General features: G+C 60.4%; 19 protein-coding genes and 2 pseudogenes. 14 read left to right on the top strand and 7 right to left on the bottom strand.

Translation table 11 applies throughout. The features are described 5' to 3' along the window. Positions 1-94, top strand: a pseudogene (locus ACZBJS_RS03595) (IS5/IS1182 family transposase); the annotation flags it as partial. A 155-nt stretch (positions 95-249) separates the two neighbouring features. Here the strand turns inward: ACZBJS_RS03595 and ACZBJS_RS03590 are convergent. Together ACZBJS_RS03590 and ACZBJS_RS03585 are read right to left on the bottom strand one after the other, a co-directional pair. Continuing rightward, on the bottom strand, positions 250-1,332 hold the full coding sequence (locus tag ACZBJS_RS03590; protein WP_456856596.1) for an ROK family transcriptional regulator: 1,083 nt from the start codon (positions 1,330-1,332) through the stop codon (positions 250-252). Between the two features lie 48 nt (positions 1,333-1,380). Continuing rightward, positions 1,381-2,046 (bottom strand): SGNH/GDSL hydrolase family protein, encoded by a 666-nt coding sequence (locus ACZBJS_RS03585; protein ID WP_200844587.1) that lies wholly within the window; start codon positions 2,044-2,046, stop codon positions 1,381-1,383. 322 nt (positions 2,047-2,368) lie between these two features. On the opposite strand from ACZBJS_RS03585, the gene ACZBJS_RS03580 reads away from it, so the two are divergent. The 12 genes from ACZBJS_RS03580 (at position 2,369) to ACZBJS_RS03525 (ending at position 15,511) form a co-directional block, all read left to right on the top strand. Beyond that, a complete protein-coding gene (locus ACZBJS_RS03580; protein WP_168856804.1) occupies positions 2,369-3,442 on the top strand; it encodes an ABC transporter substrate-binding protein in 1,074 nt (357 codons plus the stop codon). Positions 3,443-3,521: 79 nt separating this feature from the next. Then, entirely contained in the window at positions 3,522-5,018 is a 1,497-nt protein-coding gene (locus tag ACZBJS_RS03575) for a sugar ABC transporter ATP-binding protein (protein WP_316399201.1), read from the top strand. Between the two features lie 15 nt (positions 5,019-5,033). Continuing rightward, on the top strand, positions 5,034-5,975 hold the full coding sequence (locus ACZBJS_RS03570) for an ABC transporter permease (RefSeq protein ID WP_141340193.1): 942 nt from the start codon (positions 5,034-5,036) through the stop codon (positions 5,973-5,975). A gap of 3 nt (positions 5,976-5,978) precedes the next feature. Beyond that, a complete protein-coding gene (locus ACZBJS_RS03565) occupies positions 5,979-6,926 on the top strand; it encodes an ABC transporter permease (protein ID WP_463438368.1) in 948 nt (315 codons plus the stop codon). 7 nt (positions 6,927-6,933) lie between these two features. Further along, positions 6,934-7,617, top strand: a complete 684-nt coding sequence (locus tag ACZBJS_RS03560) for an SGNH/GDSL hydrolase family protein (RefSeq protein WP_316399197.1) — start codon at positions 6,934-6,936, stop codon at positions 7,615-7,617. 419 nt (positions 7,618-8,036) lie between these two features. After that, entirely contained in the window at positions 8,037-8,948 is a 912-nt protein-coding gene (locus tag ACZBJS_RS03555; protein ID WP_463438367.1) for a helix-turn-helix transcriptional regulator, read from the top strand. A 247-nt stretch (positions 8,949-9,195) separates the two neighbouring features. Then, positions 9,196-9,708: a GlcG/HbpS family heme-binding protein gene (locus tag ACZBJS_RS03550; protein ID WP_229189061.1), complete on the top strand. Its 513-nt coding sequence runs from the start codon at positions 9,196-9,198 to the stop codon at positions 9,706-9,708. Positions 9,709-9,718: 10 nt separating this feature from the next. Beyond that, positions 9,719-10,768, top strand: coding sequence for an alpha/beta fold hydrolase (locus tag ACZBJS_RS03545; protein WP_463438366.1), 1,050 nt, complete (start codon positions 9,719-9,721; stop codon positions 10,766-10,768). An 18-nt stretch (positions 10,769-10,786) separates the two neighbouring features. Then, positions 10,787-11,662, top strand: coding sequence for an ABC transporter ATP-binding protein (locus tag ACZBJS_RS03540; RefSeq protein WP_316399190.1), 876 nt, complete (start codon positions 10,787-10,789; stop codon positions 11,660-11,662). Positions 11,663-11,775: 113 nt separating this feature from the next. After that, the gene (locus tag ACZBJS_RS03535; RefSeq protein ID WP_229189057.1) at positions 11,776-12,489 is read left to right on the top strand and encodes an ABC transporter permease; all 714 of its coding nucleotides are present in this window, start codon (positions 11,776-11,778) and stop codon (positions 12,487-12,489) included. Between the two features lie 88 nt (positions 12,490-12,577). Next, complete coding sequence (locus ACZBJS_RS03530) at positions 12,578-13,732, top strand: ABC transporter substrate-binding protein (protein ID WP_463438365.1); 1,155 nt, start codon at positions 12,578-12,580, stop codon at positions 13,730-13,732. A gap of 162 nt (positions 13,733-13,894) precedes the next feature. Further along, positions 13,895-15,511, top strand: a complete 1,617-nt coding sequence (locus tag ACZBJS_RS03525) for a dihydroxyacetone kinase subunit DhaK (RefSeq protein ID WP_463438364.1) — start codon at positions 13,895-13,897, stop codon at positions 15,509-15,511. 19 nt (positions 15,512-15,530) lie between these two features. Here ACZBJS_RS03525 and ACZBJS_RS03520 read toward each other — a convergent pair. After that, a pseudogene (locus ACZBJS_RS03520) lies at positions 15,531-15,665 on the bottom strand (nitroreductase family protein); the annotation flags it as partial. A gap of 97 nt (positions 15,666-15,762) precedes the next feature. Here ACZBJS_RS03520 and ACZBJS_RS03515 point away from each other — a divergent pair. After that, a complete protein-coding gene (locus ACZBJS_RS03515; RefSeq protein WP_456851631.1) occupies positions 15,763-15,999 on the top strand; it encodes a hypothetical protein in 237 nt (78 codons plus the stop codon). A gap of 149 nt (positions 16,000-16,148) precedes the next feature. Here the strand turns inward: ACZBJS_RS03515 and ACZBJS_RS03510 are convergent, their stop codons facing one another. The 4 genes from ACZBJS_RS03510 to ACZBJS_RS03495 all read right to left on the bottom strand — a co-directional run bounded on the left by ACZBJS_RS03510 (position 16,149) and on the right by ACZBJS_RS03495 (position 17,918). Beyond that, complete coding sequence (locus tag ACZBJS_RS03510; RefSeq protein WP_456851629.1) at positions 16,149-16,583, bottom strand: hypothetical protein; 435 nt, start codon at positions 16,581-16,583, stop codon at positions 16,149-16,151. Between the two features lie 23 nt (positions 16,584-16,606). Then, positions 16,607-16,756, bottom strand: a complete 150-nt coding sequence (locus ACZBJS_RS03505; RefSeq protein ID WP_309143781.1) for a hypothetical protein — start codon at positions 16,754-16,756, stop codon at positions 16,607-16,609. 98 nt (positions 16,757-16,854) lie between these two features. Beyond that, positions 16,855-17,103 carry a hypothetical protein gene (locus tag ACZBJS_RS03500; protein WP_456827375.1) on the bottom strand — a complete coding sequence of 83 codons (249 nt, stop codon included), beginning with the start codon at positions 17,101-17,103 and terminating at the stop codon, positions 16,855-16,857. Between the two features lie 26 nt (positions 17,104-17,129). Next, entirely contained in the window at positions 17,130-17,918 is a 789-nt protein-coding gene (locus ACZBJS_RS03495; protein ID WP_463438363.1) for a 3-hydroxybutyrate dehydrogenase, read from the bottom strand. Position 17,919 lies beyond the last annotated feature (1 nt).

Below are 17,919 nucleotides of genomic sequence, written 5' to 3'. Positions count from 1 at the left end.
GCAGTTCCGACGCGTCGCAACCCGCTTCGAAAAGACCGCCCGGAATTACCGGGCCGTCGTCACTCTCGCTGCCATCGTCCTATGGCTGCGATAAGTGTCCACACCACCTAGTCTTCGACTCTGTACTATTTTGCGCGCGGTAGCGCGCTGGCGACGCGAGCATAGGGTGTCTAAGCCACGGCTTTGATCTGCGCCAGGAGTTGAACACCACGCGATCCTTACGCAGGTAAGAGATCGGTGTGACGCTCCCTACTGCACCATAAAGCGCGAGTGGTATGGCAAATTGGCTGCGCCGACAGCCTTTGGCGCGACAGAGTTCGCTCCGTAGAGGAAATTCACCTCAGGGACCTCCTCATGAAGCTGGGAGCACAGGGCTTCTCCGAGTTTCGGTGGTGCGTAGCTCGAGACGACCACGGAGTTGAAACTGACAAAGCTCAGGAGGGAGCGAACTGATCCGACGAACTGGCGACAGCATAGGCGGCGCCATTCGGCGTAGTACTCCGCGGCAGCCTTCGGCAGGGTTTTGGATCCGATGTCATTGAGCACGAGCCCATGCCGCTTCAATTCCTCTCGCAAACGCTGCAGTCCGACATCGTGGCTCATGCCGAATCTCCCCCTGTGAATCTGATAGTTCAGGACTAGGCGGCTATGCAGGTGAGAGCCCAGATAGAAGAAGAGAAAATCGGGCAGGGAGCGCGCCACGCCGAACAGGCTTTCCCCGCCCGCAGCCGCCGTAATATCATCCTGGATGTACACGGAAAGATTGAGGGTACTCTCGACGCTGGCTTGCAGATCTACCAGATCGCTCCCCAAGAGATCTCTCACGTGGTGTGGTGAGCCCGCCTCGTTTGGAGCCGCCAGTCCAATGCCAGCAACCCGGGTGCGGTACGAGGACGGAAGGGCCAGTAGAGCCTCCTCGATCTTTACAGCGAGCACGCCAGTTCCACGCAAGGCGGAGTATGGATGGGCGGCGTGGTGTTGAACCTGTCCGATGAAATCGATGATGGCAATGTCGGTCTCGCTCTCGCCGAAGCTCACACCGATCGAGAAGGCTCCTTTTGGATTGAGCGAGAGGGGAATGGTCGGCGGGCCGACCCGACCACGCTGCGCCTCCCCTTTCGAGACGAGACCTTCCTGCTCCAGTGAACGCACGATGACGGATACTGTCTGCGCGGAAAGGCCGGTCTTTTCTCCGATTTCGAGACGTGAAATTCCGGCGCTCTGCAGCAGCAATGAGAGCACAAGTCGTTCATTGTAGCTTCTCACGCTGGGCGCATTCAGGCCGCTCGCCCGGTCTGCGATCCGCAGCGGGTTTGGTGGCGCAAATCGCATGTCAGGCAAGGAACTGCTCCTCTCAGAAGAACTCAGGCAGGGATTTGCTCAGCGCTGAGAATCACCAGCCGGCCATCCGATCGCATCGATCTCCTGCGCCAGCGCTACCCCAAGTGCGCGATGCGCGCCGGCGTTGAGATGAAATCCGTCTGCTTCATCGCATTGGCATACCGTCCCTGCGTTGAAAAAATGCACGCCCAGGGAATCCGCCATGATTTCGAATTCAAGGCCGAGCTGTCGTGACTTCTCCGGTCCCCCCGCAAAGATTGATTTCCACTCCTTGATGTCATCTAGCATAGGGGGAGGGGCGACGATCATGATCTCGGGCACGCTTCCACCCGGCCCTGGCGCCAATTCTCGTATGTCGTAGATCAAACATCCCATTCCCATTGCGACCTCCGAAGGTGGCTTGTTGAATCGCACCTTGAGGTCATTGGTGCCGAGCATGATGATCACGAGATCGAGGATCGTGTGGCTTTGGATGCACGGGCGTAGATACGTCCGACCGTTCTTGTGAGTGCCCTCGATGGGGTCGTCATGAACGGTCGTCCGTCCGCTCAACCCCTCTTCGATGACGTACCATCTCGACCCAAGTTCGGCCTGAAGCACACCCGGCCATCGGGTGGCGCGATCGTAGCGTTCGAGCGGCCCGCGCCCCGGTATTTGGCCGTGAGTATTGGAATCGCCGAAACATAGAACCGAACGCACCCGCATGGTCCTGAATCTCCGTGCTTTTTCGGTCCTACATTGTCCTCACCACCGAAAGTGTGCAATAAACCAATTGATCATTCAATCTGAATAACTATTGACAAACGACGTTTCACCGTGCACTCGTAAGCTGGCGGCGGACTGAAAGCCCGTCAGCATTGGGAGTAGAACACCAAGAGGCAGCTCTTCGTCGAGAGGAGCCGATCCATCGACTTGAATGGATCTGACAACGTCGTCCCGCGATGTCGCGGGAAGGCGCGCGCCGGCCTGCGCTCTGCTTCCCTCTACTGAAAAGAATTGCGCATCGCGTGCGGTGAAGGAGGGATTCATGCACCAAGGATTGAGATTAGTCGCAGGGCTGATCGCTGCGACGTTGGTCAGTTGGACGGAAGCTCGCGCACAGGAAGTGAATCTGATGCAGGGTGTCATGCCGCGGCCAGGCGATGAGCGCGTCACGGCGCCGAATCAGTTCAAAAAGGACGGTCCATGGAAGATCGGCATGAGCCATTTCGGCGTCAATGCCAACACCTGGACAGTCCAGATGGCACACGACGCGGAAGCGGCCGCCAAGCTCGACAAAAGAGTCGGTCAATTCATTCTTCTGGACGCCAATATAAGCCAAGCCAAGCAGGTCGCCGATATCGAAGATCTAATCGCGCAGAAGGTCGACGCGATCATCGTGACGCCGCTGACGCCGACCTCTGCCGATGCCGGCATTGAAAAAGCGGTCGCCGCCGGCATCCCCGTCATCGTGCACACCGGTCTTACCGAGACTGACAAGTACACCGTCGATATCCAGGGAGGGGGGGTCCACTTCGGAAAGGTGATGGGGGACTTCCTTGTCAAGCAACTCGGTGGCAAGGGAAATATCTGGGTCCTGCGTGGACTGCCGGCGCACCCCGAGGACATCAACCGCTACAAGGGCCTTCTGGAATCGATCAAAGGTACTGACGTCAAGATCATCGCGGAAGATGCCGGCAAGTGGCAATATGACGTCGGCAAGCAGGTGTGCGAGACCCTTTATCTGAACAATCCGAAGGTCGACGGTATCTGGTCATCGGGTGCCGATATGACCCGCGCCTGTGTCGATGTCTTCCAGCAGTATGGCGCGAAGATTCCGCCAATCACGGGCGAGGGCAACAACGGCTTTTTCGCCCGTTGGATCGAGCTCGGCTTCCCTTCCATCTCGCCGGAGTATGGACCGGAACAGGGGGCGGCTGGCGTGCGCGCCGTGGTCGCTTTGCTTGAGGGCAAGCAACTCCACAAGCGGTACATCTATGAGCCCGAAGGCTGGGATCTGGAGAAAGCCAAGAAATTCTACCGCAAAGATCTGAGCGCGAACGTCTGGTTTCCGACCAGCCTGACGGAGCAAGATCTGCAGAGGTACTACGGCAAGCGCTGATCTTTGCCGGTGTCGGCGCTCATTCTTGTGCGCCGGCACCCACCTTCCATCAATACAAGCATTGGATCGAAGCGTGACCATACAACCGCTTGTCCAGATGACATCGATCTCGAAGTCCTTTGGGGGCATTGCCGCGCTCGAGAACGTCGATTTTCAACTGCTTCCCGGATCGGTTCATGCGCTCATGGGCGAAAACGGAGCCGGCAAGTCGACCCTCATGAAGGTCTTGGCAGGCGTCGTTCAGCCTGATGCCGGCATGATTCGGAAGAATGGTCACATCGTCCGCTTTGCCTCACCTCGTGAGGCGCTCGATGCCGGAGTATCGACGGTGTTCCAGGAGCACTCGCTGCTTCCCAATCTGTCGATTGCCGAGAATATGTATCTTGGCAAGGAGCCGGTCACGAAGTTCGGCACGACCGACACGGCCCGCATGGAGCGGCAGGCGAAAGACATCCTGCGTGAGCTCGGCCTGGATCTTGATCCGGCGACGCTCGTCGGAAATCTTACGATCGCGGAGCGACAATTTGTCGAGATCGCGCGTGGCATCTCGGCACGCGCCGACGTGGTCATTCTCGACGAGCCGACGGCCGCGCTCAACGCCGCCGATGTCGAGGTTCTCAATGCTCAGATTCTCGCGCTCAAGAAGGAGCAGAAGGCGGTCGTCTACATTTCTCACCGCATGGAGGAAATCTTCAAGATCTGCGACACGATCACCGTGCTGAAGGATGGTCGGAATGTCGATGCCGTGCCGGTATCGTCGATCACCCCCAAGCAACTGATCGCGATGATGGTGGGGCGGGAGCTGAGTGAGTTGTTCCCGCCGAAGCCGGATCGGACGGACGGGGAGGTCGTTCTTTCGATCGATGGCCTGCGATTGACGCCGGAGGCGACGCCCTCTTCAATCGTGCTCCGGCGCGGCGAGATCGTCGCGCTTGCGGGCCTGGAGGGACAAGGGCAGCGTGAGCTTGTCAGATCGCTCATCGGACAATATGCGCCCCACGGTGGCAAGGTGGCCGTCAGGGGGCGGGAGTTTGCCCTGCCGCTCTCGGAAGAGCTAGGCATTCGAGAGATGCAGGCGCTGGGCCTCGGCTTTGTGCCCGAGGACAGAAAGCTCGAAGGTCTGTTTCTTGACCTCTCGCTGGCGCACAATCTCACCATCGGTCTGCACAGCCGGCATTTTGAGCTGAAGCCGGCCGCGGCTCATCGCGAGGTGATCGCGAACTCGATGAAGAACCTATCCATAAAGGCCGCAAGACCGTCCCTTCCGGTCAACGCGCTCTCGGGCGGAAATCAGCAAAAGGTTTTGCTGGGGCGATATCTAGCCTTGGGCGCCGACATACTGATCATCGAGGAGCCGACCCGTGGCGTCGACGTTGGCGCGAAGGCCGAGATTTACAGGCTACTTCGCGACTACGCGAACGCTGGCGGCTCGGTCGTCGTCCTCTCGCGGGAGACCCTGGAGCTGATCGGGCTTTGTGACCGCCTCTACGTGATCCACGACAAGCATGTGGTGACCGAAATGCCGGCCAGATCGGCGACCGAGCATGCCATTCTCGAAGCTGCCCTGCGTGGTTGAGCGGACACGATAGTGATGAGCCACCTTGGTCGCATGTTTCTCGGCGCAAATTCCCGGCACGGGTTGTGGACCGTTCCGCTGGTCGCGGCGCTGGCCTGTTGTGCGGGCCTGACCCTCTCGACGGCCGAGTTCGCGAGCTCGCAGAACATTCTCAACTTGGTCGCACAAGCAGCGCCACTCATCCTCGTGAGCATAGGACAGATGATCGTGATCCTCGTCAGAGGGCTCGATCTGTCGGTCGGCTCCGTCGTCAGCCTGACGACGGGAATTCTGTCGCTCAATGCTCCGGCCTATGTTTCGGTGCCCGCCGTCATCCTCGCGGCCGTGGCGATCGGGCTCCTGAACGGAATTTCAGTCACCTCGTTCAGGGTGCATCCGATCATCGCGACCCTCTCGATGACCGGCATCGTGCAGGGCGTCGCGATGTTTGTGCGCCCCTCTGCCGGCGGTGCAGTGCCATCGGAGATTCTGTTCCTCGTGAGCGGTAAGGTTTTCGGCATCTACATGCCTGTCCTATGGGTTGCTGCCGCAATCCTGGTCGCCTGGAAGGTGGTGCACGGCTCCCGTTTCGGCTTGCACCTCTTTGCGATTGGTGGAGGTGAAACGGCTGGCACCTTCGGCATCGCCGAGCAGCGCAATGTCGTCGCGGCATACGTCCTGAGTTCCTGTTTCGCCGCGGTCGCCGGGATCTTCCTGGCGGGCCGCATCGTTTCGGGCGACCCAAACATCGGGGCACAATATGCGGTGGATTCAATCACGGCCGTTGCGCTTGGCGGCACCCAGCTTGCCGGGGGGATCGGCAGCCTTCACGGCACCGTCGTCGGCTGTGCGCTTCTTGCCGTCATTGCGAACGGCATGAACCTGCTCAATGTCTCTGCCTTCATACAGACCATCGTGAAGGGGCTGATACTGCTTGCCGTCATCTCGCTTCAGCCCCGCAAGACGATTGGACTGTAGGTTATGCAGCGACTTTACAGCCTGTCTCGTGTGGCGTTGCGGATGCCGCCTTCCTACATCGTTGTTGCGGTGCTCCTCGTCACCTTGTGGATGATGCGGCCCAATCTGATGAATGTCGCGATTCTCGGCACGTTCGCCCGTCAGGTCGTGCCGCTCGGCATCGTCGTTCTGGGGCAACTGCTCGTCATCTCCTCACGCTCCATCGATCTGTCCGCCGGCGGAGTCATTCTGCTTGTCAATTACTTGATTTCTTCCGGCCTCCTTTACGACCGGCCGATTCTCCAGGTCATTCCTCTCTGCCTTGCTGTCGGACTTTCGGTCGGGCTTTTGAACGGGCTTCTCGTCGGCAAGCGAAGGGCTTCCGCCGTCATCGTGACGCTTGCGGTGAACATCGTTCTGATTGGACTGGTCGAATATCTCGCGAACGGGAAGCCGCCGGGGGACGTCCCGGACCAGTTCCGCCAGCTCTATAATGTGCGGCTCGGGACGCTGCCGGCTCCGGTCATCTTCTGGTTCGTGCTTGCCGGGCTGATGAGTGCGTTTCTCGGAAGATCGGTGTTTGGCCGTTTCGTCTGGTCGATCGGCAGCAATCCGATAGCCGCACATTTTTCGGGCGTGCCCGTCGAACGGACCGTCGTGCTAGCGCATGCGATCTCGGGACTCATGTCTGCCGTGGCTGCGCTGGTCCAGACATCCTCGATAGCCGTCGGAAGCGTGCGGTTCGGACCTGAACTCGTCATGAACTCGATCGCGGCAACGATTCTAGGCGGCGTGGTCTTCGGCCGACCCGCGCAAGTCTGGGGACCATTCGTCGGCGTGCTCTGCTTCGCTCTCTTGTTCGTGGTCATGACGACCATGGGCGTTCAGGAGCCCGGCAAACTCATTGTCCAGGGGCTCATCATTCTTCTCGCCGCCGTCTTCTATGGCGTTCGTTCCAAATCAAACTCGTGAGGGACCGATGACGAAACGTATCCTGTGCTTTGGAGACTCGCTTACCTGGGGATGGGTTGCCGTCCCGGAGGGCTCGCCGACGACGCGTTTTCCCTATGCGGAGCGGTGGACGGGAGCCATGGCGGCGAAACTCGGACCGGACTATGAAATCATCGAGGAGGGCTTGAGCGCACGCACGACGTCGCTCGATGATCCAGCGGATCCACGGCTGAACGGGTCGGCCTATCTTCCATCCGCCATTGCAAGTCATCTTCCGCTGGATCTCGTCATCCTCATGCTCGGGACCAACGATACGAAGAGCTATTTTCGCCGCACCCCTTACGAAATCGCGGTCGGTATGTCCAAGCTGGCGGGGCAGGTGCTCACCTCGGGCGGCGGAGTAGGAACGGTGTATCCCGCGCCCAAAGTGCTCATCGTTTCGCCGCCCCCACTCGCCGATTTGCCGGACCCGTGGTTTCAGGGAATGTTCGAAGGTGGTCGCGAGAAGACGGTTGAACTCGCCAAGCAGTACAGATCACTAGCGGCTTTCCTGAAGGTCGATTTCCTCGATGCCGGGAGCGTGATCTCGACCGATGGAGTGGATGGCATTCATTTCACTGCCAAAAACAATGCTGACCTTGGAACGGCGCTCGCGGAAAAAGTGGCGGACATCTTTTCCGTCATCCAGAAGCGCGAGATGGTGTTGACGTAGTCCGCGTCAACGAGGGCATGCTGCCTTCAGCCCGCTGCGATGGCCGCTTTTGCGAATTGCGCCGCGCCACTGCCGCGTGCGCTCCGTTGTCCCGCATGGGACGTTCCTCCCTGGACTGGTCATGGACGCCATGACCGAGCCCGCTCCTCTTGCGAGGAGCGGGCTTTTTTTGGGGCCAGCCGAGGCCGTGACAAGGTGGTCGTACCTTCAAAGAGATCGTGAACCTCGCTTATTCTTCGCCCCACGAGAAGCTAGGACAAAAACGACACTATCGATCCTGCACTGGCCGATCCGGATTTGACTTGGAAGGGGGGTGGCATAAGATCGAAGGAAGAGCATCTTGTCGCCCGGTGCCCATCTCCCGTAAATTTCGCCAGCCGTACGCCCGCGAGATGGGAAGTCGAAACAGGGAGGAGTTGTTGGGCGCGCAAAGCCATGAAGCGTGGCATATCCCAACCTTTGCAGACGATTTCCGCGAGGATGTCTTTGTAAAGCAGCGGAAGCTGCGCACCCGGCTTCTTGATTGTGGTGCGATCCGCAACGCCCATGCGCGCGATCTGGCCGCCCACATGCTTCTGTATCTTGATGACCTGTCGGGCTGCTGGTCGATTGCGACCAGCTGGCTGCGGGCCGAGCTTCGATGTCAGCGTGTCGACACCGGCTTCGGAATGCGCGAGGCGAGGGACTATTTCCCGGGTTTCGCGGAAGCAAAAGACGCGAACTACGACGTTCCCTCGTTCGGCGGCAAAGCCGTCGATAATCGGGATGCCGCGATGCAGGCGATGTGGCTGGATCCCCACCCGGTGATCTTTGCCGATATCAAGCAGGACAGCCGCATCACGATGCGACTGCGGCAAAGGCTTGCGGGAGCCCGGACGAAGTCGAAGTTCGCCTGGGCGCTTCGGACCGGACGCGGCAGCTACGGCCTGATCTGCGCCGACTGGACTGAACATTTTGCCCCCTGGGAATCTGGCCTGTACGACTGTTTCGAGCAGACGGTGGTCGATGTCCTCAACCCGATCGTGGCCGTTGCCAAGGAGATTGCCGATCGAGATCCGGTGAGCCGGAATGGAGAGGCGCAGGGTGGCTATCCACTGACCTTGTCCATGGGCCTTTCGGCGCCGGCCTGGCTGGCAACTCTTACGCAATCAGAAATCGAGGTTGCCTCGCTGGTCGCGAAGGGCATGAGCTACAAGGAAATCGCCAAGGTTCGCCGCAGGTCCTTTTCCACGATCGATCATCAGCTCAGAAGCATCCGGCAGAAGACCGGCGTTTCAAGCACCTCCGCCCTGGTCAGCCTGCTTGCGCGGACCGAGTTGCCGCCGGTCTGAAGCACCGCGGGAGCAGCGCCGACGAAGGTCGCATTCGTGACATCGCGGAGCGAACGCCTCTCCTGACGAAAACCGGCAATGCCATGATGTTGGATCGATGAAGCCATGCTTCGCCGATTCCGATTGGTATCGCGAACCTTCGCGATAGATGGCCCCACGCGTCGCTTGGTAGACCCGTATTGCACCCGAACCGTCGTGCCGCGCTGAATCATCCTGGACGGATGGTCTTGCGAAGGGGGGAGGCGAGATGACCAGACAAATGCTTGCGGCAGCAATGCTCATGGCTTGCTTGCCAACGCTCAGCGTGGCCGAGGGCTCAAAGAGCAAGCCGATACTTACCTATAACGCGGCTGAAGCGATGATTGCAGCCTGTTTCGCTGCGCAGGCGGCCGCCGGATACGCGAAGGTGAATGTCGTCGTGGTTGACGACGGGGGGCGGCTGATTGCCGCCGCGCGACAGGATGGGGCCTGCAAGGCCTGCACGGACATTGCGCAGAACAAGGCGATCACGTCGTCGCTGTATGCTGCACCGACCCGGACCTTTGCCGACCTGTCTTTTGGTGTGAAGCGCGATGGCGTGAACGCCGGATTGCCGGGTGCGGCCTTTGTCCCTGGCCTTGTGGCGTTTGCAGGCGGCCTGCCCATAAAGACCGCGACAGGCGATGTCGTCGGCGGGATCGGTGTCAGTGGCGGCAGCGAGGATCAGGACGAAAGCTGCGCGCAAGCAGGTCTCAACGCAGTGTCGAAAAGCCTGAACTGAGAGCGGCGCCATGATCAACAACCCGTTCTACGGCCCCGAGACGCAGGGCAATTTCAAGCTCTACGATCTCGGCAATCTGATCCTGGAAAGCGGCGAAACCCTCCGCGGAGCAAAGCTTGCCTACCGTACCTTCGGGAGGCTGAACGCAAGGAAATCCAACGCCATTCTGGTGACGACCTGGTTCTCCGGAACCGGCAAGGTGATGGAGGACGTATATGTCGGCCAGAGCCACGCGCTTGATCCGGACCGGTACTTCATTGTCATCGTGGATCAGCTTGGCAGCGGCGTGTCATCGTCGCCGCAGAACACGCCCGCGCCACAGGCGATGGCGAAGTTTCCGAAGCTTGCCATTGGCGACGATGTCCGCGCCCAGCACCGGATGTTGACAGACCTGTTCGGCATCGAACGGCTCGCGCTTGTGGTCGGTGGGTCGATGGGCGGGCAACAGGTTTATGAATGGGCCGTCGCCTATCCGATGATGGTTGAACGGGCAGCGCCGATTGCTGCGACGGCCCGCGTTTCGCTGCACCAGCAGGTTTTTGTCGAAACCCTGAAGGAGGCGATCACGTCGGATCCCTGCTGGAACGGCGGCTGGTACGCCTCGGGCGTCGTTGTGCGCGAGGGCATGGACCGGATGGCGCGGATCGTCGCGACACTCGCCTGGTCCACGCAGTTCTACCAAGAGGAGCGGTGGCGCAGCATAATTGGCATGTCGTCGCTTGACGATTTCATCAACGGTGTGATGAAGGCCTATTTCGAGCCGATGGATCCCAATGTCCTGTTGTGTGAGATGCACAAGTGGCAACTGGCCGACGTATCGCGGCACACCGCGGGTGATCTCGCTCGAGCGCTGGCGCGGGTGAAGGCAAAGACAATGGTCATGCCGATCAGCCACGACAGTTTCTTTCCTCCGCAGGAATGCGAGGCCGACTATCGACTTGTCCCGCACGCTTTGTTTCGGGTGATCGACTCACCTGAAGGGCACATGGGCCTGAACGGATTCGAACCGCGATACATGGAGCAGGTTGATCGTTACTTGAACGAGCTGCTAGCCACCTGACGATTTCTACACTCAGTTTTGAATCTCCCCCGAGCGCCGTCGCTTCGGGGAACGGGCGGGCATGTCCCGATTACCGCGCCTGAGGACGCGTGCAAGATGCAACAGACCAAAGGCAAGGCGCTCAACGTCAGAGGCGCTACCAAGACCTACAGGACACAATCGGGCGAAGTCCATGCACTGAAGGACGTCGATCTGACCGTGCGGCAGGGCGAATTCATCGCCGTCGTTGGTCCCTCGGGTTGCGGCAAGACCACGCTGCTTTGGTCGATCGCGGGATTGCACAAGCTGACCTCAGGCGCCATCGCCCTTGGCGAGGAATGGATCACCGGCCCGCATCCAAGTATCGGCATGATGTTTCAGGAAGCGAATCTTCTGCCCTGGCGGACGATCCGCAAGAACATCGAGCTTCCGTTCGAGATTCGCCGAACACGCCCGGACGCAGCGCGGATCGATACGTTCCTGCAGCGGGTCGGGCTGGGCGGTTTCGGCGACAGGATGCCTCGTGAACTGTCGGGAGGGATGCAGCAGCGCGCGTCCATCGTGCGCGCGCTGGCCAGTGACCCCGCGGTCCTGTTGATGGACGAACCCTTCGGGGCGCTCGACGCCTTCACCCGTGACGAGATGAACAAGCTGGTGGAGGAGATCTGGCTCGAGTCCCGCAAGACGGTGATCCTGATCACCCATTCGATCGCAGAGGCGGTGTTTCTGGCCGACAAAGTCTACATCATGAGCGCGCGGCCGGGCCAAATCGCGCGAATGGTGGACATTCCGTTTCCGCGGCCGAGGTCTCTGGCCCTGATGGAATCGCGCGAGTTCTTCGACCTCGTAAACATGATCAAGCACGACATTCAGCACCAACGGCCGGCCACGCCAGCGGTCGTCATGGCAAGATGAGGGGTGCCACCATGAGCCAGACAACCCAGACCGGTGCCGGCATCGCGGGCGCAACGGGAATTGCCAGCGGGCTTGGTGACCAGGGAGCCAAGGAAGTCGCCGCGATCATCGCGGTGGCCCTGCTCGTCATCGGCGGAGGAGAGTTGCTGCTGCGTCTGTTCGAGGTGCCGCGATACATCCTGCCTGCCCCCTCGGCCATCGCCAGCGTGTTTTTCTCCCAGGAGATCTCGACTATCTGCGCACACTATTCCTTCACGCTGATCGAGCTCTTTGCTGGTTATGCCATCGGTGCGTCGATCGGGTTGCTCCTCGCTGCGGTCATTACGCAATTCCCGTTCGTGGAAAAAGTGATCACGCCCTACATCCTGCTGCTGGTGACCACGCCGATGCTGGCGCTCGTGCCGCTCTTGATCTTGAATTTCGGCTTCGGATTCACGCCGAGGATCATCGCTGTCTCTCTTGCGTCTGGTCCGATGGTGATGATCAACGCAGCCACCGGATTTCGGCGTGTCGATGCGATGAAGATTGCGCTGGCGCGATCCTGCGGGGCGTCGACCCTCCAGATCTTTACCAAGATCCGCATTCCGATGGCCATGCCGATGGTGATCGTTGGCCTGATGATCGGGGCGATCTTCGGCATGATCACCGCTGTCGGCGCCGAGATGTCGGGCGGTGGGTTCGGGCTTGGCAGCCGCCTGACGACTTATTCGTCAACGCTTCGCATGCCGGAGTTCTTTGCTTGCATCGTGATCCTCGCTGCCACCGGGATCACGATCTACGCCTTCTTTTTCTGGCTCGGAAAAAGGCTGGCCGGCTGGGAAAGCTGACTACAAACGGGCGAGACGCCGCGCGCGACCCGGGAAAGACAAACACGGCGGCCCAACCAACGAGGGAGGAGACCCTATGGCTCACCAAATGATGACACGTCGGCGGCTGCTGCAGGTCAGCGCCACCGGCCTTGTGACCACCACCGTTCTCGGCGGCGGCCTGCTGAACCCCGGCCCGGCCCAGGCCAAGCCCTACAAATCACCCTTCACCTGGATTTCGCCGCGCGGCACGATCGAGGTGATGGACGACTACCCTTACTGGGTGGCCAAGAAGATGGGCTACTTCGGTGACCTTGGGGTAGAGACCGGTATGGAGCCAGGCCCCTCAGACGGGACCGCGGTGGTGAAATTCCTGGCGGTGCAACAGGCCGACATCGGCTTTCCCTCGCCGGGCGTCCTGTCGTTCGCAGTCAACGCGGGGATGGACCTCGTCTCGGTCTTCGGCAGCGGTTGTCTCGATCTCTTCAACGTCGCTTTCCGCAAAGGCGAGGGAGTGAAGGATCTGAAACAGCTCGAAGGCAAGACCGTGCTTCTGGGGTCCGCCGCCTGGCAGTCGATCTGCGACCCAATGTTCGCCGCCGTCGGCGTCAATCCCAAGAAGATCACCTATGTCGAGGCCGGCTGGCCGACCTGGACAACTGCGCTGGCCGGCGGGCAGGGGCATGCCTGCCTCGCATGGGAGGGCCTAAGGGCTGATCTCGGCGCAAAGGGCCTCGATTTCGACTACTGGCTGGGCATGCGCGGCTCACCCCTGCCGTCGAATTCGTTGGTCGTGCGGAGGTCCGATCTCGAGGATCCCGATCGGCTGAAGTTCCTGAAGAAGTACCTGAAGGGCTGGGCGATAGGCAGCGAATTCGCCGACCGCAACCCGCGCGCCGCCGCAGATATCGTCTTCAAGGCGTTGCCGACGACCAAGGCAAACTACGGTCCGCGGGCAGGCACAGAAAGCCTCATGCAGATTCACCGCACCTTCAAGGGCAATATGGCGGCACGCGCGGGCTGGGGAGAGCACAACATTCCGGCCTGGGACAATTTCTTCAAGATACTGAAGGCCATCGGCCAGTCGAGTATCGACATCGATACCACCCGCTATGTCACCAATGAATTCATCGCTGGAGCGAATGAGTTCGACAAGGCGAAGGTTCATGCCGATGCTGACGCTTATGCACTGCCCAGTGACCTTGCGGCGATCGACATGGCCGACGTCGAGGCGAAATTCTACAACAACGTGATCAACGGATAGAACCAGCGACGCTGGCGGCGTGCGTACCGAAGCATGGCGTGATCCCGGTCACCTGAAGGACCAGGCACAGGCATCGGCCATGCCACCTCGCCGGGCACTCACCTCCCGATGCCCGGCGAGGAGTTGCATTCGACCTGATGCCCAAACCAAGAGACGATCAGAATGGCGCAGTTCATCAACTCCAAGGAACACATCGTTCAAGAGGCACTTGACGGCTTGGTTGCCGCTTCTGGCGGCCAGCTTGTCAGGTTGGACGGTTACCCATTCATACGCGTGATCGCCCGGTCGGATTGGGATCAGTCCCGCGTCGCCGTGATCTCCGGCGGCGGGTCCGGGCATGAGCCGGCACACGCCGGCTTTGTCGGCCCGGGCATGCTGACGGCGGCCGTATGTGGCGACGTCTTTGCCTCTCCGTCCGTTGACGCGGTGTTGGCAGGAATCCAGGCCGTGACAGGAGCTGCCGGCTGTGTCCTCATCGTCAAGAATTACACCGGCGATCGCCTGAACTTCGGTCTTGCTGCTGAACGGGCACGAGCACTGGGCAGGAAAGTGGCCATGGTGATTGTCCAGGACGATATCGCCATCCCGGACATCAGCCGTCCTCGGGGTATCGCTGGAACGCTCTTCGTGCACAAGATCGCCGGAGCAGTGTCCGAGAGCGGAGGCGACCTCGAGGCCGTGACTGCGGCCGCGCGTCGCGCGGCCTCCAATGTCATGAGTATCGGGATGTCGTTGGACACTTGCACGGTGCCCGGTTCGCCCAAGGAAAACCGAATCCGGCCGGGAGAGATTGAACTGGGGCTTGGCATTCACGGCGAAGCTGGCGCTGCGAAGTTGCCCTATCTCGGTGCACGTCAGGCCATGGCTGACGCGGTCGCGAGACTTGTCTCAAGAATGAGCGGGAGCGGCTATGCGGCGCTTCTGAACAATCTCGGCTCTACGACAGCCCTTGAAATGCCGGTTCTTGCACAAGAATTGCGGCAGTCCGCGCTCGGCCCTGCGGTGTCCCATATCGTTGGTCCTGCCTCGATGATGACGGCCCTCGACATGCATGGCTTTTCGCTCACACTCTATTCGCTGAGCGCCGAGGACGAAAAACTGCTGACCACAGAAACGCCACTGCGTAGCTGGCCGGGGCTTCAGCCTTTCGTGGCGCCTTGCATCGTGCCCTTGCCCGATGGGTTGGCTCGCGTGCGGCCAACGCCTTCCGCCGATCCTGCGACCGAGGAATTCCTCATCCGGTGCTGCAAGGCGCTGATCGCCGCCGAAGCGGATCTGAACGCGCTCGATGCCAGAGCAGGAGATGGCGATACCGGAACAACCCTTGCGAGCGCGGCGAGCGCCTTGATCCAAAACGTCGGTCAGCTTCCGCTGTCGGACCCCACGCAACTCTATCGCACGCTGGGGCAGGAGCTCAGCCAGACCATGGGGGGCTCGTCGGGTGTCCTGCTCGCGATCTTCTTCGCTGCGGCAGGCGATGCGGTATCAAGCGGCCACAGCCCGATCGACGCGCTCAAGGTTGGATTGGCCAGGATGCAGGAGGTGGGTGGCGCGCAACCGGGTGACAGGACCATGATCGACGCGCTACTGCCCGCCCTTGATGCCTTGCCGCAGGGGCTGAACGACGCAGCTCGCGCAGCAAGAGAGGGTGCGAACCTGACGGCCACCATGTCCAAGGCGCATGCTGGAAGAGCCGTCTACATCAGCGCGGAACGGTTGACAGGGCATGCTGACCCCGGGGCGGAGGCCGTTGCGAGATTGCTTGAGAGCTTGTGCTAAGTCGGCATTGAACGAGTTGCCAGGGCTGGGTGTTCATCGACAACAGAAAGGGCATCGCCAAACCAATGATTTCCGCAATCAGCGCCTTGGGTACTGGATCAGGTTTGTAACCGCGGATACTCCTGCGACCGCGGATAACATCGTCAAACTGCATCTGAGTGGTGGGATGGTGAAATTGTGCCGCGGATTTGCCCGACGTGTCGAGGTTTCGGTGCAAGCCGTCGGTTGCGGCGGGCCGCCGGCTACTTTGCATGGGGTTGTTTTCGATATTTGGCCGAAGCTGCGGCGGCGCCGACCGAACGGCTCTTCAGGCCGGTGCTCAAATCGTGGGTTTTGGTCTGGAAAGGTCGGGAATTCCAGATCTTTCAATGGGGATTGACCGACACTCTCTCCGCCATTTCTACGATCTCGTGCGCCGGTTTACGATCTTGTCCGATTTCGTGCGCCTTGAATTCGTTGTTCGTATCGGGATGCATGCCAAGGGCTAGCTATGACACTCCCAGGTCGCAACTCCGAATGCATCAATGGGAGGCAGGACGACAAAGCCTGGCGTTAGCACACGAACATGGCTCAGCTTGATAGGTCCAATGCTCGTTTAACTGCGCCCCGGGATATGTCTCTGGTAAAGCGAGCGCGCTCAGCTCTTCGAGCTAGAGCCCTTCAGCGCATTCCAAGCCGCTTGGTTGGCCCGATCGAACGCGTTGCGGGATTCCGCGAGCGCTGCGCTCAGCACGGACCATGACTCGCTGCCGGCCTGCTTTAGCTGCTGCAGACGCGCTTCCGCCTCTGATGCATCGGATTTCATCTGCTTGAGGGCTGCATCAAGGTCCCCGGTGTGGGTTGCGGCCACCTTGCCGGCCGCCTCACGGAACGTGTCTGCGGCCTCGCGCCAAGCCTTTGCCTGCGCGGCGGCGATGTCCTTGAAGGTCGCTTGCTGCTGTTCGAGCTGCTTGCCGGCGCTTTCGAAGTAGGTCTTCATCTGCGCCTCGAACCCGCTCCATTGCTTCTCGAGTTCTGTCCTGCTGCGTGCCCAGGCCGCTTCGCCGGCTTCGGTTTGCGCCTTGGGCTGCACCTGGAATTCGTCGCGGCGCTTCTTCAGATCGGCGATGATCTGCCTGCTTTGACCTTGGATTCGGCCTTCGCCTGCCCGGCCTTCATCTCGAACGAGGCGAGTGCGGCATCCATCTCGTCGATGCGCTCCTTGGCCCAATTCAGGTAAAAATGCACGTTGCTCTGCTCTGACATGATCGTCTCCGCTCGGTGCTCGAATTGAATGATCTCCCAAGTCAATTCTGCAGATGTTGACTTGAGTCGACCGCCCCGATTGTCTGATGCAGCGTCCCTCAGGCCGCGAGATAGGGAAACAGCCTTGCCTCATCACCGTGCGCCGTTGACCAAGTGCGCGACGGTCCGGGAGCCATCGCTGCGTAGAAGTCGCTCGGAGCCATCAACTCGGCGTCGCCTGGCAGCACATCCTCATTGAATATCTCCTCACAGGCGCGGAGAGCGTTCGCAAGGCGGTTATCTTCCGAAGGGTTGAGCTGGAAACGGCGTATCGTCTCGTTCCGGTTGGCTCGCCTGACAGGGGACATGATTGAAGCTCCGTGAATTGAACTGGCTAGGCGACCGTCCAGCCCCCATCCATCGAGAGGTTGGCGCCCGTGATTTGAGCGGCATCGTCGCTGCACAGGAACAGTGCCAGCGAAGCAACCTGTTCGGCGGTGACGAACTCCTTCGTTGGCTGCGCGGCGAGCAGGACATCATTGATGACTTCATCCCGCCGCATGCGCCGGGCCGCCATCGTGTTCGGAATTTGCTTCTCGACGAGCGGCGTCCAGACGTAGCCGGGGCTGATGCAGTTGCAGGTGATCTTCGAGCGAGCGAGTTCCAGCGCGACGGTCTTGGTAAGGCCCGCAATGCCGTGCTTGGCTGCGACATAGGCCGACTTGAAGGGCGAGGCGACCAGCGAATGCGCCGAGGCCGTGGTGATGATGCGGCCCCAGCCGCGCTTCTTCATGCCTGGTGCCGCCGCGCGGCTGGCATGGAAAGAGGCAGACAGGTTGATCGCGATGATCGCATCCCACTTCTCGGCGGGGAATTCCTCGATCGGCGAAACGTGCTGGATGCCGGCGTTGTTGACCAGGATGTCAACGCTGCCGAAGATCTCCTCACCGAGAACGATGAGCTCGGCAATCTCGCTTGGCTTCGCCATGTCCGCGGGTGAGTAGATCGCCCTGACCGTGAAATCGCGTTCGATCGCGGCACGCTCCTGCTCGACATCGGCAGGCGCGCCCATGCCGTTGATGACGACGTTGGCGCCCGCGCCGGCAAAGGTTCGCGCGCACGCGAGGCCGATGCCGCTGGTCGAGCCGGTGACGACAGCTGTCTTTCCGTTCAGAAATCCCATT

The organism is Bradyrhizobium sp. KZN70725, assembly GCF_055264925.1.
The sequence above is the reverse complement of the archived record's forward strand: the minus strand, read 5'-3'. Positions and strand labels throughout refer to the sequence as shown.

Coding starts and splice junctions, on each gene's coding strand:
- ACZBJS_RS03590 (WP_456856596.1), bottom strand. CDS start 1,332: ATGCGATTTGCGCCACCAAACCCGCTGCGGATCGCAGACCGGGCGAGC.
- ACZBJS_RS03585 (WP_200844587.1), bottom strand. CDS start 2,046: ATGCGGGTGCGTTCGGTTCTATGTTTCGGCGATTCCAATACTCACGGC.
- ACZBJS_RS03580 (WP_168856804.1), top strand. CDS start 2,369: ATGCACCAAGGATTGAGATTAGTCGCAGGGCTGATCGCTGCGACGTTG.
- ACZBJS_RS03570 (WP_141340193.1), top strand. CDS start 5,034: ATGAGCCACCTTGGTCGCATGTTTCTCGGCGCAAATTCCCGGCACGGG.
- ACZBJS_RS03565 (WP_463438368.1), top strand. CDS start 5,979: ATGCAGCGACTTTACAGCCTGTCTCGTGTGGCGTTGCGGATGCCGCCT.
- ACZBJS_RS03560 (WP_316399197.1), top strand. CDS start 6,934: ATGACGAAACGTATCCTGTGCTTTGGAGACTCGCTTACCTGGGGATGG.
- ACZBJS_RS03550 (WP_229189061.1), top strand. CDS start 9,196: ATGACCAGACAAATGCTTGCGGCAGCAATGCTCATGGCTTGCTTGCCA.
- ACZBJS_RS03545 (WP_463438366.1), top strand. CDS start 9,719: ATGATCAACAACCCGTTCTACGGCCCCGAGACGCAGGGCAATTTCAAG.
- ACZBJS_RS03530 (WP_463438365.1), top strand. CDS start 12,578: ATGATGACACGTCGGCGGCTGCTGCAGGTCAGCGCCACCGGCCTTGTG.
- ACZBJS_RS03525 (WP_463438364.1), top strand. CDS start 13,895: ATGGCGCAGTTCATCAACTCCAAGGAACACATCGTTCAAGAGGCACTT.
- ACZBJS_RS03515 (WP_456851631.1), top strand. CDS start 15,763: ATGGGGTTGTTTTCGATATTTGGCCGAAGCTGCGGCGGCGCCGACCGA.
- ACZBJS_RS03505 (WP_309143781.1), bottom strand. CDS start 16,756: ATGTCAGAGCAGAGCAACGTGCATTTTTACCTGAATTGGGCCAAGGAG.
- ACZBJS_RS03500 (WP_456827375.1), bottom strand. CDS start 17,103: ATGTCCCCTGTCAGGCGAGCCAACCGGAACGAGACGATACGCCGTTTC.
- ACZBJS_RS03495 (WP_463438363.1), bottom strand. CDS start 17,918: ATGGGATTTCTGAACGGAAAGACAGCTGTCGTCACCGGCTCGACCAGC.